Origin of the sequence: Pseudomonas simiae (genome assembly GCF_000934565.1) — a bacterium.
GTDB lineage: Bacteria > Pseudomonadota > Gammaproteobacteria > Pseudomonadales > Pseudomonadaceae > Aquipseudomonas > Aquipseudomonas simiae.
Genome location: NZ_CP010896.1, coordinates 4,315,281 through 4,331,459 on the forward strand (window position 1 = coordinate 4,315,281; position 16,179 = coordinate 4,331,459).

Consider the following 16,179-nt stretch of genomic DNA (forward strand, 5'->3'; position numbering starts at 1 on the left):
TGACGAAGCCCTACGTTGCTGCCGACCAACGGCCCTCTCACAACCCCTCCAACTCCGCCATCAAATCACTCAACCGATCTACCTTCTCGGCACTGACCTCATTGGCTGCCAGCCCGTCGATATACTCGGCCAATTCCGCCACCGTGCTGCACTCGAACATTGCGCGTAGCGGCACATCACGTTGCAGGGTCTTCTGCACCCGCGAGGCAATCTGCGTGGCCAGCAACGAGTGCCCGCCCAGTTCGAAGAAGTTGTCCTGCACCCCTACCCTCTCGACTTTCAGCACCTCGGCCCAGATGGCGGCCAACGTAGCCTCCAGTTCGTTGCGCGGTGCCAGGTAGTCCTGGCTTTGCAGCTGGCCGATCTCCAGCGCCGGCAACGCCTTGCGGTCGAGTTTACCGTTGGCGTTGAGCGGCAGGCGGTCGAGCCAGAGCCAGTGCAGCGGCACCATGTATTCCGGCAGTTCGGCGCGCAGGCGTTGCTTGATGCGGTCCAGGCGTTCGCTTGGGTTCAGTGCTTCATCCGCCGCCACCAGGTAGCCGACCAGGTGCTTGCCATTCATGCCTTCCTGCACGCCCACCGCCGCATCGCGCACTTCCGGTTGTTCGTGCAGGCGCGCTTCGATTTCACCCAGTTCGATGCGGTAGCCGCGAATCTTCACTTGGTGGTCGACACGTCCGACGTACTCCAGCACGCCGTCACTGCGACGGCGCGCGAGGTCGCCGGTGCGGTAGAGACGTTCGCCCGGTGCGCCGAAGGGGTTCGGCACAAATACGGGCGCGGTGCGCAGCGGGTCGCTGACGTAACCGCGACCGACACCCGTGCCGGCCACGCACAACTCACCCACCGCGCCTTGCGGTACCAGTTCCAGTGCGCCATCCAGCAGGTACAAACGGTTGTTGTCGGTGGGCGTACCAATCGGCAAATAGGTGCCTCGGGTAGACGCCAGGTCGACACGATAGAACGCCACATCGTCCGAACACTCCGCCGGGCCGTAAGCGTTGACCAGCCCAATCTCCGGATAACGCTGCAACCACTGGTGCGCCAGTTCCGGTGGCATCGCTTCGCCGGTCGGCAGCATCCAGCGCAGGCCATCCAGGCCGATGCGGTCTTGTGCAAGCATGCCCTGGATCAACGACGGCACGCTTTCCAACACGGTGATGCCCTGGGCCTGGACATGTTCCAGCAGGCCTTGGGGATCATGCGCGATGGTGTTCGGCACGATGTCCACCCGCGCGCCGAACAGCGGCGCAGCGAGGAACTGCCATACGGAAATATCAAAGCTCTGCGACGCGGTTTGCGCAATCACATCCGCGTCGCTCAAGGCCAGGTACGGCACTTTGCTCAGTTGGTTATTGAGCATGCCGCGCTGTTCCACCATCACGCCCTTGGGCAGACCGGTGGAACCGGAGGTATAGATCACGTAGGCAAGGTTATCCGGAGCGCTGTAGACACCGGGGTTTTCACCACGCGCGGGTATTTCCTCCCACACCAGAAGCTGGCAGTCAAAACCGTCCAGCAACTCGATGGCTTGCTCACGGGATGCTTCGGTGCACACCAGCAATGGCGTGCGGCTCAAGTCGAGGATGCTGCGCAGGCGCTGGCTCGGCAGGCCGGGGTCCAGCGGCAGGTAGCCGGCACCGGCCTTGAAGCTGCCGATGATCATGCCGAGCAGGTCGAGGTTACGCTCGGCCAACAACGCCACCGGTTGATCCAGGCCGACACCCGCAGCTATCAGCGCGTGGCCCAGGCCGTTGCTGCGACGGTTCAGTTCGTCATAGGTCCATTGCTGGTCGAGGCAACTGGCGGCGATGCGCTGCGGATGAGCGGCGACCTGCTCTTCGAACAGCTCGATGTAGCTGCGCTCCAGCGGGTAGTCGTGCTCGCTCTGGTTGCAACCGTCCACCAGGAACTCACGCTCCTGCTCGCCAATCAGTGGCAGGTCGGCCATGTCACCCTGGAAGCCTTGGACCAGCGCCAGCAGCAGGCGCTTGAACTCGCCGAGCATGCCTTGCACGGTGGTTTCGTCGAAGTAGCGTTGGTCGTAGGACAGGTGCAGCCCCAGGTCATCACCTGGATAGCACACGGCGGTCAGCGGGAAGTTGGTGTGGGTGCGGCCGGAATCCGAGGTGGCGTTCAGGCTTTGTGCACGGTCCAGCACCGAGACTTCCACCGGGGCGTTTTCGAACACGAACAGGCTGTCGAACAGCGGCTGGCCCTTGGGCAGTTCGCTGTGTTCCTGGATCGTCACCAGCGGCAGGTACTCGTACTCGCGCAGTTGCATATTGCTGTCGAGCAGTTCGCTCAACCACTGGCGCACGCTGCACGCTTGACCGTCCTCGGGCAGTTTCACCCGCAGGGCGATGCTGTTGATGAACAGGCCGACGGTGCGTTGCATCTCGGGCATTTCCACCGGGCGCCCGGCCACGGTGACACCGAACAGCACGTCGCGATCGCCGCTCAAACGGCGCAGCACCAGCGCCCACGCCGCCTGGGCGAAGGTGTTGACGGTCAGTTGGTGAGCCTGTGCCAGTTCGCGCAGTTGTGCACCGTCGCGGGCATCGAGACGGGTGTAGCAATCGCCCACCACCATGCCGCCGCTGTGGCCCGCGTGTTCACGCAGGAACGGCCGGTCGCTCGGGATTGGCGTGGTGCGCTCGAAGCCTTGCAGGTTCTGTTGCCACCATTGGCGTGCCTCATTGAGGTTCTGGCGTTGCAGCCAGGCAATGTAGTCGCGGTAGCGCGGCGGCGTGGCCAGTTGCGCGTCGCGGCCTTCACCGAGGGCCATGTAGAGCTCGAAGAAGTCATTCATCAGCAATGAACGGCACCAGGCATCGATAAGGATGTGGTGGTTGCTCATCATGAACCAGTAACGCTCGGCGCCGACGCGGATCAGGCGCAGGTGGAACGGTGCCTGGTTGAGCAGATCGAAGCCGGCTTCGCGCTCTTGCTTGAGCAGCGCTTGCAGGCGCGGCTCCTGCTGGTCCTCCGGATCGTCGCTCCAGTCCAGGTACTCAATCGGCGTGCTGCCGGGTGTGTGGATCACTTGCAGCATGTCTTCGCCGACGTTCCAGCAGAACGACGCGCGCAGGGCTTCGTGGCGGGCGATCACCGCCTGCCAGGCCTGGGCGAAACGCTCGGGGTCCAGGGCGCTGTTGATGCGGTAGCGGTCCTGCATGTAGTAGAGGCCGGTGCCGGGCTCCAGCAGGGTGTGCAATAGCAGGCCTTCCTGCATCGGGGTCAGCGGGTAGACATCTTCGATGGCGCTGGCGGCAATCGGCAAGCTGTCGAGTTGCGCCTGGGTCAGGTGCGCCAGCGGGAAGTCGGACGGTGTAAGACCACCGGCGTCGTCCTCCAGACAATGTGCAACCAGGCTTTGCAGCTCGGTGAGGTAGGCATCGGCCAGTTCATGGATGCTCTGTTGATCGTGGCGTTCGCGGCTGAAGGTCCAGCGCAGCACCAGCTCACCACCATACACCTGGCTGTCGACGCTCAACTCGTTGGGCAGCGGCGCGTCCGGGTCATGGGCCAGGCCGGCGGATTCATCCAGCGGGTGGAACAGCGCATCGGCGCCGAAGCTCTGGTCGAACTGGCCGAGGTAGTTGAAGGTGATCTGCGCGCTCGGCAGTGCGGCCAGGGTCTGCTTGCACAGGTCATCGGCGAGGTAGCGCAGCACGCCATAGCCCAAGCCTTTATGCGGCACGGCGCGCAGTTGTTCCTTGATCGCCTTGATCGAATCGCCCTGCCCGGTTTGCGGGGTCAGGCGCAGCGGATAGGCACTGGTGAACCAGCCGACGCTGCGGGTCAGGTCGATGTCATCGAACAGGGTTTCGCGGCCGTGGCCTTCCAGTTGGATCAACGCGCAAGCGTGACCGCTCCAGCGGCACAACACGCGGGCCAAGGCGGTCAGCAACAGGTCGTTGACCTGGGTGCGGTAGGCGCTTGGGGCTTGCTGCAGCAACTGGCGGGTGTGTTCGGCATCCAGGCGCACGCTGACGGTGTCGGCATCGCGGTTGCGCAGCGACCCTTGTGGGCGGGCCACCGGCAATGCGGCGTCAGGGCCGGCCAACTGGTGCTGCCAGACGCTCAATTCCTCACGCAAGGATTCGCTACCGGCATACGCCTTTAAACGCGCGGCCCAATCACGCAGGGCACTGGTCTTGGCCGGCAGGCTGACGGACTGGCCATCGTTCAACTGGCGATAAACCGTTTGTAGATCTTCCAGCAATACACGCCACGACACGCCGTCCACCACCAGGTGATGGATCGCGATCAACAGGCGTTGCTGCCCCTCGGGCCCGTCCACCAGCAAGGCGCGCAGTAGCGGGCCGTGCTCCAGGTCGAGGCTGCGTTGGGTGTCGGTGAACAGCGCGGTGCAGTGCGCCATGTCACGCACTTGCGCCTGCATCAGCACGCCGCCCTGCGGCACGGCCCTGTGTTCGGCGTGCCATTGGGCGTCGCGCTTGGAGAAGCTCAGGCGCAAGGCGTCATGGTGTTCCAGTACCGCCAGCAGCGCTTGTTCCAGGCGCTGGGGGTCGAGCAACTGCAGCGGCTTGAGGACCAGCGCCTGGTTCCAGTGCTGACGGTTCGGGGTCTCGGTGTCGAAGAACCAATGCTGGATCGGCGTGAGACCCGAACTGCCGGTCAGCAGGCCCTGCTCTGCCGTAACCTGCTCGGAGCGCGTAGCCACAGCAGCCAGGGTCTGCACGGTCTGGTGCTGAAACAGGTCGCGAGGGCTGAAATGAATCCCGGCCTGCCGCGCACGGCTGACCACCTGGATCGACAGGATCGAGTCGCCCCCCAGCTCGAAGAAGTTATCGTCCAGGCCGACTTGTTGCACGTTCAGCACCGCGCACCAGATCGCCGCCAGGGTGCTTTCCAGTTCGTTGCGGGGTGCCACGTAGTGTTGGCGGTTGGCTTCGGGATCCGGCTGCGGCAAGGCACGGCGGTCGAGCTTGCCGTTGGCGGTCAGCGGCATGCTGTCCAGCACGATCAGGTGCGCGGGCACCATGTAGTCCGGCAGGTGCGCCTTGAGATGGGCCTTCAGCGCATCACGCAGCGCGACGTGCTCGGCATCGCTGACCAGATACGCCACCAACTGTTTGCCGCTCGGCGCATCCAGCGCCAGCACCACCGCTTCGCGCACGGCGTCATGCTCCAGCAGGCGGGTTTCGATCTCGCCCAGTTCGATACGGAAACCGCGAATTTTCACCTGGTGGTCAATACGCCCGAGGTACTCCACCAAGCCATCGACGCGCTGGCGCACGAGGTCACCGGTGCGGTACAGGCGCCCGCCGTTGCGCGCAAACGGGTCCGCGACAAAACGTTCGGCGGTCATGCCCGGACGCTGGTGATACCCCTGCGCCAGACCCGCACCGCCCACGTATAACTCGCCGGTCGCGCCTTGCGGCACCAAGGCCAGGTCGGCGTCGAGAATATAAGCCACGCGGTCACCGATGATGCTGCCGATCGGCACGCTGGCGGCGCCCTCCTCCAAGTGCTCGGGCGCCAGGCTGGCCAGCGGCATCACTACGGTTTCAGTCGGGCCATAGGCGTTGAAGAACACCTGCGGCTGGAACGCGGCACGGATGCGCTGCAAGTGTTCGCCGGTGAGGGCTTCGCCGCCGGTAATGCACATACGCACCGGCAAGGTCTGCTGCCGGGTCGCCAACCACTGCGCCAACTGGCTGCCGTAGCTCGGGGTGAAGCCCAGGATGTTGATGCCATGGGTGCGTATCAATCCGCAGATTTCCTCGGCATCCCACTGCCCCTGAGCCCGCAACACCACCTGTGCGCCACTGAGCAGCGGCACCAGCAGACGCTCGGTGGCCGCATCGAAGTTGATCGAATAGAAGTGCAGCTCGCAGTCATCCGCGCGCATGCCAAACCGCTCGATCACCGCCGCGCAATGCATGGCGATTTCACCGTGGGATACCACCACGCCTTTCGGCTTGCCGGTGGAGCCGGAGGTGTAGATCAAGTACGCCTGGTGTTGCGGCAGGCTGATAAACGGCAGCGCATCGGCCGGGTAGTTGGCCAGCACCGGCAAGTCATCCTCCAGACACCAGCACGCAACAGTGGCCGGTAACTCGCCGAGGGCCTCGAACATCGCCGCATCGCTGAGCAGCAGGCCGATGCCGCTGTCTTCGATCATGTAGTGCAGGCGGTCCAGCGGGTATTCCGGGTCCAGCGGCACATAGGCACCGCCGGCCTTGAGGATCGCCAGCAGGCCGATGACCATTTCCAGGGAGCGCGGCAACGCCAGGCCGACACGCACCTGCGGGCCGACGCCACGTTCGCGCAGCATCCAGGCCAGGCGGTTGGCGCGGGCGTCGAGTTCTCGGTAGCTGAGGGTCACGCCGGCAAAGGTCAGCGCCGGCGCATCGCCACGGGCTGCCACCTGCTGGCTGAACAGTGGGTGGATGCACTGATCGAGACGGTGCTCGCCATTCTCAATGCCCAGGCTGTCTTGCAACACACGCTGTTCATCCGCACCCAGCAACGGCAATTCGCTGAGGCGTTGCTGCGGATCCGCGATCAAGGCTTCCAGCAGATTGCGCCAATGGGCGGCCATGCGCGCAATGCGTGGCTCGTCGAACAGGTCAGTGCTGTAGGTCAGGCAGCAACCCAGGCGATGGTCGAGGTCGGTGACTTCCAGGTTGAGGTCGAACTTGGTCGCCCGCGCATCGTTGGCCAGGTATTCGACGGTCATGCCGGCCAGTTGGCGGCTCTGTTGGAATTCCCAGCGCTGCACGTTGCACATCACCTGGAACAGCGGGTTGTACGCCGCGCTGCGCGGGGGTTGCAGGGCCTCCACCAGGTGATCGAACGGCAGGTCTTGATGGGACTGACCCTCGATCACGGTGTGGCGCACGTGCTCGAACAACTCAGCGACATTCATCTGCCCATTGAGCTGGCACCGCAGCACCTGGGTGTTGAGGAAGGCACCAATCAAGCCTTCGCTTTCAGGACGGATACGGTTGGCAACCGGGGCGCCGATACGCAAGTCGGTCTGGCCGCTATAACGGTAGAGCAGCACGGCCAGGGTGGCGGTCATGGTCATGAACAGGGTCAGGCCGCGCTCGGCATTGAAGGCACGCACGCGGGCAGCGAGGTCGTCGCTGAGGTCGAAGCGGTACAACTCGCCCTGGTGGCTTTGCACAGGCGGGCGTGGACGGTCGCCGGGCAGTTCCAGCAGCGGGTGTTCATTGCCCAGTTGCGCAGTCCAGTAATCCAGCTGACGCTGGCGCTCGCCGGACTCCAGCCACTGACGCTGCCACACGCTGTAGTCGAGGTATTGCACGGGCAGCGGCGCCAGCGGCGAGTCGCGCTCGTCGATAAAGGCCTCGTACAACGCGCTGAGTTCACGGGCAAAGATGTCCATGGCCCAGCCTTCGGTGACGATATGGTGCAGGGTCAGCACCAGGTAGTGTTCCTGCTCGCCGGCCTTGACCAGGCACGCACGCAACAACGGCCCGGTTTCCAGGTTGAACGGCGTGTGTGCCTCATGATCAGCCAGTCGCTGCAGGCGCGGTTGACGGTCGGCTTCGCTCAGCGCGGAGAAATCCTGCCAATCCATGCGCAGCCCGGTCTGCGGCGAAACGTTCTGATAAGCCACACCATCGACGCTCGGAAACGTCGTGCGCAGGGTTTCGTGACGCATGATCAGCGCTTGCAGCGCCGCCTCGAAACGCCCCACGTCCAGCACGCCGCGCAAACGCGCCATGCCGCCGACGTTGTAGGCCGGGCTGTCCGGTTCCATCTGCCACAGGAACCACATGCGCTGCTGGGAATAGGACAGCGGCACGGGTTGGCCGCGGTCGACCTTGGCGATGACGGTCTGTTGGTTGCGTTGTCCCGAGGCCTGGATCAGGCCGACCTGCTCGGCAAACGCCCCCAGTTCACTGGCGTCGAACAAGGTGCGCAACGGCAGTTCCACATCACAGGCCTGGCGGGTGCGGGAAATGATCTGCGTGGCCAGCAACGAGTGGCCGCCGAGGGCGAAGAAGTCATCGCGCAGACCAATGCTTGGCAGACCGAGAACTTCGCGCCAGATCGCGGCGATTTGCTGTTGCAGCGGCGTTTCGGGTTCGACGTGTTCACGCACTTGCCACACCGGCTCCGGCAACGCGCGGCGGTCCAGCTTGCCGCTGGGGCTCAATGGCATGGCGTCCAGGCGCATCAGCAGCGCGGGCACCATGTATTCCGGCAACTCCGCGGCCAGGGCGGTTTTGACCTGTTGTTCGTCCAGGTCGCCATGGGCGGTGAAGTAGCCAATCAACTGCCCGTCACGCACCAGCACCACAGCTTGAGCGATGCCCTCCAGGGCGAGCATGCGCGCCTCGATTTCTTCCGGCTCCACACGGAAGCCGCGCAGCTTGACCTGCTGGTCGAGACGCCCGAGGTACTCGATCACACCGTCGGCGCTCCAACGGGCGCGGTCACCGGTGCGGTACAGGCGGGCGCCTTGGTGATCGGCGACAAAACGCTCAGCCGTCAACCCGGCGCGGCCAAGGTAACCCCGGGCCAGGCCGATACCGCCGATGCACAGCTCACCCGGCACGCCCAGCGGCACGGGGTTGAGCTGCTCATCCAGCACGCGGCAGATCACGTTGCCCAGTGGCCGACCAATCGGCGAGCGCTCGCCGTCTTCTGCGCGACAGTGCCAGTGGGTCACGTTGATCGCGGTTTCGGTCGGACCATAACGGTTATGCAATTGCACGGCTGGCAACTGGGCCAGAACGCGGTTGCGCAGTTCGGCGGGCAAGGCTTCCCCGCCCGAGAACAAGCGCCGCAGGCTGGTGCATTCGGCCACCAGCGGTTCGTCGATAAACAACTGCAACAGCGGCGGCACGAAGTGCAGCGTGGTCACGCCGTGTTCCTGCACCAACTGCGCGATCCGATGCGGGTCGCGATGCTCACCGGGCCCGGCCAGTACCAGGCGGCACCCAGTGATCAGCGGCCAGAAGCATTCCCACACCGACACGTCGAAACTGATCGGTGCCTTCTGCATCAGCACGTCGGTTTCGTTGAGTGGATAAGTGGCCTGCATCCACTGCAAGCGCTCGGCCAGCGCGGCATGGGTGATGCCCACGCCTTTGGGCTGGCCGGTGGAACCGGAGGTGTAGATCACGTAGGCGAGGTTATCACCGTGCAAATGCAGGCCGGGCGGCTGGGTGGGCCAACTGTCCAGGTGCAGGCTGTCCATGGCGATGACGCACACGCCGCAGGCAGCCGGCACCTGCTCCAGCAGCGCGGTCTGGGTCAGCAGCAGGTGAACGCCGCTGTCCTTGAGCATGTAGGCCAGGCGCTCGGTGGGGTAATCCGGGTCCAGCGGCACGTAAGCGCCCCCGGCCTTGATGATCGCCAGCAAGCCGATCAACAGTTGCGGCGAACGTTCGGCGGCGATGGCCACGCACACGTCCGGGCCGACGCCTTTGTCACGCAGGTAATGGGCCAGGCGGTTGGCCTGGGTGTGCAATTGGGCGAAGGTCAGGCTGCCGCCGCCCCAGACCAGCGCGGTGGTGTCCGAGGTCTGCTGGTTGAGCAGTTCGGGCAGCCACACTTGGGCCGGTGCGCAGGGTGCTTCGCTGTAAAGGGCTTGTTCGTCGTGCTGCATCAGCATGAGGTCGCCGATGGCTTGCCGGGGCTGTTCGCAGATGGCGTGCAACAGGTTGATGTAGTGCTCGGCGAGGCGCTGGATGGTCGCGCTTTCGAACAGTTCATCGGCATAGTCGAACGACAGGCTCAGGCGCCCGTTGCGGTCTTCTTCGGTGTGCAGTTGCAAATCGAACTTGGCTTCGCGGCTGTGCCACGGCAACTCGTCGGCGAGCATGCCCGGCAGGCGGCGCAAGGCGCTGAGGTCGCGTTGCTGGTGGTTGAACATGACCTGGAACAGGCCCTGCTCGCGGGCCTGCGGGAAGGCCTCCAGCAGTTGTTCGAATGGCAAATCCTGATGGGCCTGGGCGCCCAGCGCAGCCTGGCGTGTCGCGGCCAACAGTTCAGTGAAGGGCAAGCGCCCATCCAGCTCGGCGCGCAGCACCAAGGTGTTGATGAAGAAGCCGACCAGGCCTTGGGTTTCCTGGCGCGGGCGGTTGGCGTTGGGCACGCCGATGCGGATATCGCGTTGGCCGCTGTAACGGTAGAGCACGCTCTGGAAGGCTGCCAGCAACAGCATGAACGGGGTGGACTCGTGGGTACGGGCGGTCTGGCGAATGGCTTCGCTGAGGCTCGCGCCAAGGCGCACAGTGTGACGTGAGGCACTGTGACGGTGGTGTACCGAGCGCGGGTGGTCGGTCGCCAGGCTCAGGGTGGGATGCTCTTCACCCAACTGCGCTTTCCAGTACGCCAGTTGACGCTGGCCTTCACCTTCGGCCAGCCATTGGCGCTGCCAAGTGCCGTAGTCGGCGTATTGCAGGGCCAGGGGCGGCAGCTCCAGTGTCTGGCCCTGGACGGCGGCGGCATAGAGGCGTGAGAACTCGTCCATCAGGATATTGAGCGACCAGCCGTCGGCGATGATGTGTTGCAGCGTCACCAACAGTTGGTGATCTTCATCGTCCAGGCGCACCAGGGTCACCCACAACAGCGGGCCTTTTTCCAGGTCGAACTGGGTGCGCGCTTCGTCTTCGCGGATCTGTTGCGCACGGGCTTCGCGCTCGGCAACGGGCAGGTCGCTGAGGTCGATGACTTGCAGGTCGAAATCGGCCTTGGTATCGACACACTGGAAAGCCTGGCCGTCGCGCTCGTAGAAGCGTGTACGCAGGGCTTCGTGGCGCTGGATCAGTTGCTGGAAGCTGGTACGCACCGCGTCTTCATCCAGCTCGCCGCGCAGGCGCAGGGCGCCGGGGATGGTGTAGGCGCTGCTGTGGGGGTCCAGTTGCCAGGTGATCCACAGGCGGCTCTGTGCCAGGGATTGGGGCAATTCCTCTTGGCGCGACAGGCTGTGGATCGCGCCTTGGGCGACGCCGCCGTCCTGCTGCAACTGCGCAACGCTGGCGGCAAAGCCTTCCAGGGTCGGTGCTTCGAACAGCATGCGCAGGTTAAGCTCCAGGCCGAGGCGTTCGCGCAGGCGTGCGACCACCTGGGTGGCGGTGATGGAGTTGCCGCCGAGTAAGAAGAAGTGGTCATCGGCCGCAACCGTCGCCACCTGCAACTGCTCGCACCAGATCGCCGCAATCTGGTTGTGCAGTTCGGATTCCAGCGCCCCATCGCCCTCCTGCGCGTGCAGGTTCGGGAACTGCGCATAGCTGTCGAGGCTACCGTCCTTGTGACGAAGCGCACAGGCCGCGCGCTGCAGCTTGCCGCTGGAGGTCTTCGGCAAGGCGCCAGGGTTGAGCAGCACCACCACGCTTGGCGCCTCTTGATACGCCTCGGCGACGGCTTGGCGAATCGCCTTGATCAGCGCCTCGGGCGCCAGGATTTTCTGCACACTGCGGCTGATTTCAGCGGCAATGCCGATGCCTTCCAGGCCCTGCTCATTCACTGCAAATGCGGCGACCCGGCCTTTGCGTACCACCTCCACTTCGCGCTCGATGGTCTGCTCGATGTCTTGTGGGTACAGGTTGTGGCCGCGCACGATCAGCAGGTCTTTGAGGCGACCGGTGATGTACACCTCACCGTCACGGATGAAGCCCAGGTCGCCCGTACGCAGCCACCTACGGCCGGCATGTTGCACAAAGGTCTTTGCGGTGGCTTCGGGGTTACGCCAGTAGCCGTGGGCGATGCTCGGACCCGTGGCCCAGAGTTCGCCGACGTGGTTGTCGGGCAGCTCGGCAAGGGTATGCGGGTCAGCGATCAGCACCGCGTGTTCCGGCTGGCGGGTGCCACAGCTCATGATCGCACTGCCCTGCCCCGGCTCGGCGCGATTGGCGGCCAGGGCCTGATCGTCGACGCGCATCGCCGCAATGCCCTGGCCACGGCTGCCGCCCGCGACAAACAGGGTCGCCTCGGCCAGGCCGTAGGAGGCAAAGAAATGGTTCGGGGTAAAACCGCAGGCGGCGAACTTCTCGGCGAAGCGTTCCAGGGTGTCGAGGCGAATCGGCTCGGAGCCGGAATAGGCCACGCGCCACCGGCTCAAATCCAGGCGCTCCAACGCGGTCTCGCTGACCCTTTCGCTGCACAGGCGATAGGCGAAGTCCGGACCGCCGCTGATGGTGCCGCCGTATTCACTGATCGCTTCCAGCCAACGTAACGGTCGCCCGAGGAAGTAGGCCGGCGACATCAGCACGCAGGGCACACCACTGAAGATCGGTTGCAGGAGACCGCCAATCAGCCCCATGTCGTGGTACAGCGGCAGCCAACTGACAATCACGTCATCGGGGTTCAGGTCGATGCCGAAACCGCGACGGATCAACACTTCGTTGGCCACCAGGTTACCGTGGCTGACTTGCACGCCCTTGGGCAACGCGGTGGAACCTGAGGTGTATTGCAGGAAGGCGATGTCGTCCGGATGCAGGTCAGGGGCGACCCAATTGCCGGCACCTTCCAGCCGATCGACGCTCAATACGGGCGGCGCATTTTCGAGCTGCGACAAGCCATCGGCGAGGCTGGCGATGGTCAGCAGCAGACGCGGTTCGGCATCGCTGATGATCGACAGCAGGCGCGCCTGATGGTGGCGACGGGTGGACTCCGGCGGATAGGCCGGCACCGCGATCACACCCGCGTACAGGCAACCAAAGAACGCCGCGACATAATCCGGGCCACTGGGGAACAACAGCACGGCACGGTCGCCCAGGTCCGCATTGGCCTGCAAGGCGGCGGCGATGGTGCGGGCACGCTGATCCAAATCGCGATAACTGAGCACAACGCTGTGCTCGGCGGACTCGGCGAGGAAGCGCAAGGCGACCTGGTCCGGGGTCTGCGCAGCGCGACGTTGAAGGGACTGGACCAGGGTAGGGGGAAGTTCGAAGGCGTCCATCATGGGGTTCCTGCCTGAAATCGGCTTACGGGAAATTCGAGAATTCGGGGGGGCTGGTTCAGCCGACGGCAAGTGGACGTGCCACGCCATTGCGCCATCGGGCCAGGTGTTCCTCGGCGTAACGCCGCATGCAGCGCAGCACGGCGCTTTCGTGCTGTATGAGGAAGAAGTGGTGGCCGTCGAACATGTCCAGGGAAAAGCCACTGGCGGCATCCAGTTGCCAGTCGAGCAGTTGGTCGGCGCGCACGCTGTCCTGTTTGCCGCCAAACACGTGAATCGACATGCCCAGCGGTGTGCGCTCGCCGTAGCTGAAGCTGCCGCACAGCAGGAAATCCGCGCGCAGGATCGGCAGCATCAACTGCATCAACTCGGGGTTGGTCAGGGCTTCTTCGGCGGTGCCTTGCAGCTCGCGCAGGCGGGCGATCAGTTGTGCGTCGGTCTTTTCGATGGCGTATTCGCTGACGTCGCGGCGTGCCGGCCCGGCCGTGCCGGAAGCGAACAGGGCCAGCGGCGACGGCACGTCGCGCGCACGCAGCGCATGCGCCAACTCGAAGGCGAGCAGGCCGCCGAGGCTGTGACCGAACAAGGCGTAGGGGCCGTTCAGGTCGCGGCTGATTTCATCGGCGAGCTGGGCCGCCAACACCTTGATGTCGCGCTGCAACGGCTCGTCCATGCGCATGCCACGCCCGGGCAATTCCAGTGGGCATACCTGCAACCACTCGGGCAGGGCCCGACGCCAGCGCGCGTAAACCATGGCGCTGGCGCCCGAATAGGGCAGGCAGAACAGGCGCAGTCGGGTCGGCGCACTCATCGCGTGACGACTCCAAACTGAAACACGCTGTATGCACGATAAAAACCCATTTCGTCCTCCTGCGGGTGCTGATCCTTGGCCGTTTTGCTAACGGACCTGTCACCCAGAAGAACGGACGGCACCGGCAAATAATTAGTCGCCGGGTACGAGCGAGACGTGGTTCACACCTAACAAGAAAGCATAAGATTAGTTCGTCTTCTCATTTGACAATCATTATCATTCAGCATAATTTGTTGCCCGATGTGTAGGAGGCCTCAGCAAGGACGCCCTCCCCTGACTTCTTTTGCGACAAGGTGATTTCCATGACGGAACAAGTATCCACAGGCAGGTGCGACTCACCGCTTCTCCAGGCATTCGTTGATAATCGGCTGATCCTGGTGAAGATCGCGGCACGTATTACCGGCTGCCGCTCCCGTGCCGAAGACGTAGTGCAGGACGCCTACTTCCGGCTGCAGTCGGCGCCGACGATCACGTCATCGTTCAAGGCTCAATTGAGTTATCTGTTCCAGATCGTGCGCAACCTGGCGATCGATCACTACCGCAAACAGGCCCTGGAGCTCAAATACTCCGGGACGGAAGAGGAAGGCTTGAATGTGGTTATTCACGGCGCTTCACCGGAAACCTCGCACATCAATTTCAACACCCTGGAAAACATCGCCGACGCCCTGACGGAGCTGCCGCAACGCACCCGCTACGCGTTCGAGATGTACCGCCTGCACGGCGTGCCGCAAAAGGACATCGCCAAGGAACTTGGCGTATCGCCGACCCTGGTGAACTTCATGATCCGGGATGCGCTGGTGCACTGCCGCAAAGTGTCGGGCAGCCATAGCGATACGTTTGCACGTAGGGTGTGACACACCGCTGTAGGAAATGTGGGAGCAGGCCTGCTCCCACACTCAGGGTACCGCCGTCACATCAATGCGGTACGGCTCGAAAATCTTCAGCATCTCGCCATCGTCACGTAAGCGCTTGAGCAATGCGGAAAAGGCCTCCCCCGTGATCGGCGCTTTCGGGCGCAGTAGCGCGAAGTGGTGATACACCTGGTCGATGCGCTCCGACACCAGGAACTGCCCCGCCATCTCCGCATTGCGCACCATAAAGTCACTCAAGTACGAACGGGTCACCAAGGCGATGTCGGCACGCCCGCGCGCAACCATCAGCAGGTTGCTGTCATGGGAGTAGGTCAACGTGGCGTTGAAGTGCTCCGCCATGTACTTGGGGTCGGGGTTGAAGTTGGCGAAGGCGTAGTGATAACCGCTGAATACCGCCAGGCGTTTGCCCTTGAGGTCAGCGAAATAGCTTTGGTCGCGACCGGCCTCACGTTGGGCGACAAAAATCTCTGCGTCTTCCAGGCCCATATCGACCGTGGTGTGGGGAATCTTCTGCCAGCCCCAGTCAGGGTTTTCGAAGATGGCCATATCCACCCGGCCCTGCTCGAAATCGCGAAAACGTCGCGGGATAGAGGTGGGCACCAGTACAAATTGGTAGTCGGTTTGCGAGGCGTTCAGGGCCTCGGCCAGTTGCGGCAGCAACCCGGTATCGGCACCTTGCTCGGGGCGCACGGTGTAGGGTGGGAAATGTGCCGCGCCGATGCGGACCAGTTGCGCAGCCGAAGCCTGCCCCCACCACGCGGTGCCCAGTGCCCAAAAGGTAAGTCCTGCAGCCAGCCGCCATGGCGAAAACATCAAGGCACACACCGTTCAAAAACGCTAATGGCGATAAGCTAGGCGTTTTCGTCTGGCGAGACAACTTTCCATCGGCAAATTAATAGCTTGCACCTCAATCGGCTTTCAGAACCATTAACAGGGCTTCTTCGGCCAACTGCTCAAGCGTCAGGCTGCCCTCGGCGCGGAACCAAGTGGTGGTCCAGGACAAGGCACCGGTGAGGAAACGCCGGGTAATAAATACATCGCCCCGGATATAGCCGGCGTCCTTGGCCTCACCCAGTACCTGCAGCCAGATCGCCTCATACACATCACGCAGGGCCAGCACCTGGGCCTGGCCTTCGGCCGACAGCGAACGCCATTCGTAGACCAGCACCGCCATGGCCTCGCCGCTGCCGCCCATGATCGACTGCAATTCACAGCGAATCAGCGCCAATACACGCTCACGCACGTTGCTGGCTTCCTCAAGGGAAGCGCGCATCATCGCGGTGTTGTAATGGATGGTTTCTTCCATCACCGCGCGCAAGATCTCGTCCTTGCTCTTGAAGTGATGAAAGATGCTGCCGGACTGGATGCCCACGGCGCCGGCCAGGTCGCGCACCGTCGTGCGCTCGAAGCCCTTGTTGCGAAACAGGTGGGCCGCGGTCTGCAGCAGCTTGCCCCGGGCGCTGTCGGGGTCGGTCAGTTGGCCGGCTTCAACCATGGTGCGCATCACCCGCAGGGCTTTATGCTCATCCATGCCTCTCTCCTCTACTTCCACGGACGTCTTGGCCGGCAATTTAGGCCGT

The 16,179-nt window shown here is 63.7% G+C and carries 5 protein-coding genes; 1 reads left to right on the plus strand and 4 read right to left on the minus strand.

Annotation, left to right across the window (positions count from 1 at the left end; genetic code table 11):
* Window positions 1-37 precede the first annotated feature (37 nt).
* Window positions 38-12,919, minus strand: a complete 12,882-nt coding sequence (locus tag PF1751_RS19555) for a non-ribosomal peptide synthetase (RefSeq protein WP_044287595.1) — start codon at window positions 12,917-12,919, stop codon at window positions 38-40.
* Between the two features lie 55 nt (window positions 12,920-12,974).
* Window positions 12,975-13,727, minus strand: coding sequence for a thioesterase II family protein (locus PF1751_RS19560; protein ID WP_021490819.1), 753 nt, complete (start codon window positions 13,725-13,727; stop codon window positions 12,975-12,977).
* 302 nt (window positions 13,728-14,029) lie between these two features.
* Here PF1751_RS19560 and PF1751_RS19565 point away from each other — a divergent pair, with 302 nt between their 5' ends.
* A complete protein-coding gene (locus PF1751_RS19565; protein ID WP_005789991.1) occupies window positions 14,030-14,581 on the plus strand; it encodes an RNA polymerase factor sigma-70 in 552 nt (183 codons plus the stop codon).
* Window positions 14,582-14,623: 42 nt separating this feature from the next.
* Here the strand turns inward: PF1751_RS19565 and PF1751_RS19570 are convergent, their stop codons facing one another.
* Window positions 14,624-15,412, minus strand: coding sequence for a substrate-binding periplasmic protein (locus PF1751_RS19570; RefSeq protein ID WP_044287596.1), 789 nt, complete (start codon window positions 15,410-15,412; stop codon window positions 14,624-14,626).
* Between the two features lie 94 nt (window positions 15,413-15,506).
* On the minus strand, window positions 15,507-16,130 hold the full coding sequence (locus PF1751_RS19575) for a TetR/AcrR family transcriptional regulator (protein WP_044287597.1): 624 nt from the start codon (window positions 16,128-16,130) through the stop codon (window positions 15,507-15,509).
* Window positions 16,131-16,179 lie beyond the last annotated feature (49 nt).

Bases quoted from the DNA above. Each gene is read 5' to 3' on its own strand.
- PF1751_RS19575 (WP_044287597.1), bottom strand. From the start codon at position 16,130: ATGGATGAGCATAAAGCCCTGCGGGTGATGCGCACCATGGTTGAAGCC.
- PF1751_RS19570 (WP_044287596.1), bottom strand. From the start codon at position 15,412: ATGTTTTCGCCATGGCGGCTGGCTGCAGGACTTACCTTTTGGGCACTG.
- PF1751_RS19565 (WP_005789991.1), top strand. From the start codon at position 14,030: ATGACGGAACAAGTATCCACAGGCAGGTGCGACTCACCGCTTCTCCAG.
- PF1751_RS19560 (WP_021490819.1), bottom strand. From the start codon at position 13,727: ATGAGTGCGCCGACCCGACTGCGCCTGTTCTGCCTGCCCTATTCGGGC.
- PF1751_RS19555 (WP_044287595.1), bottom strand. From the start codon at position 12,919: ATGATGGACGCCTTCGAACTTCCCCCTACCCTGGTCCAGTCCCTTCAA.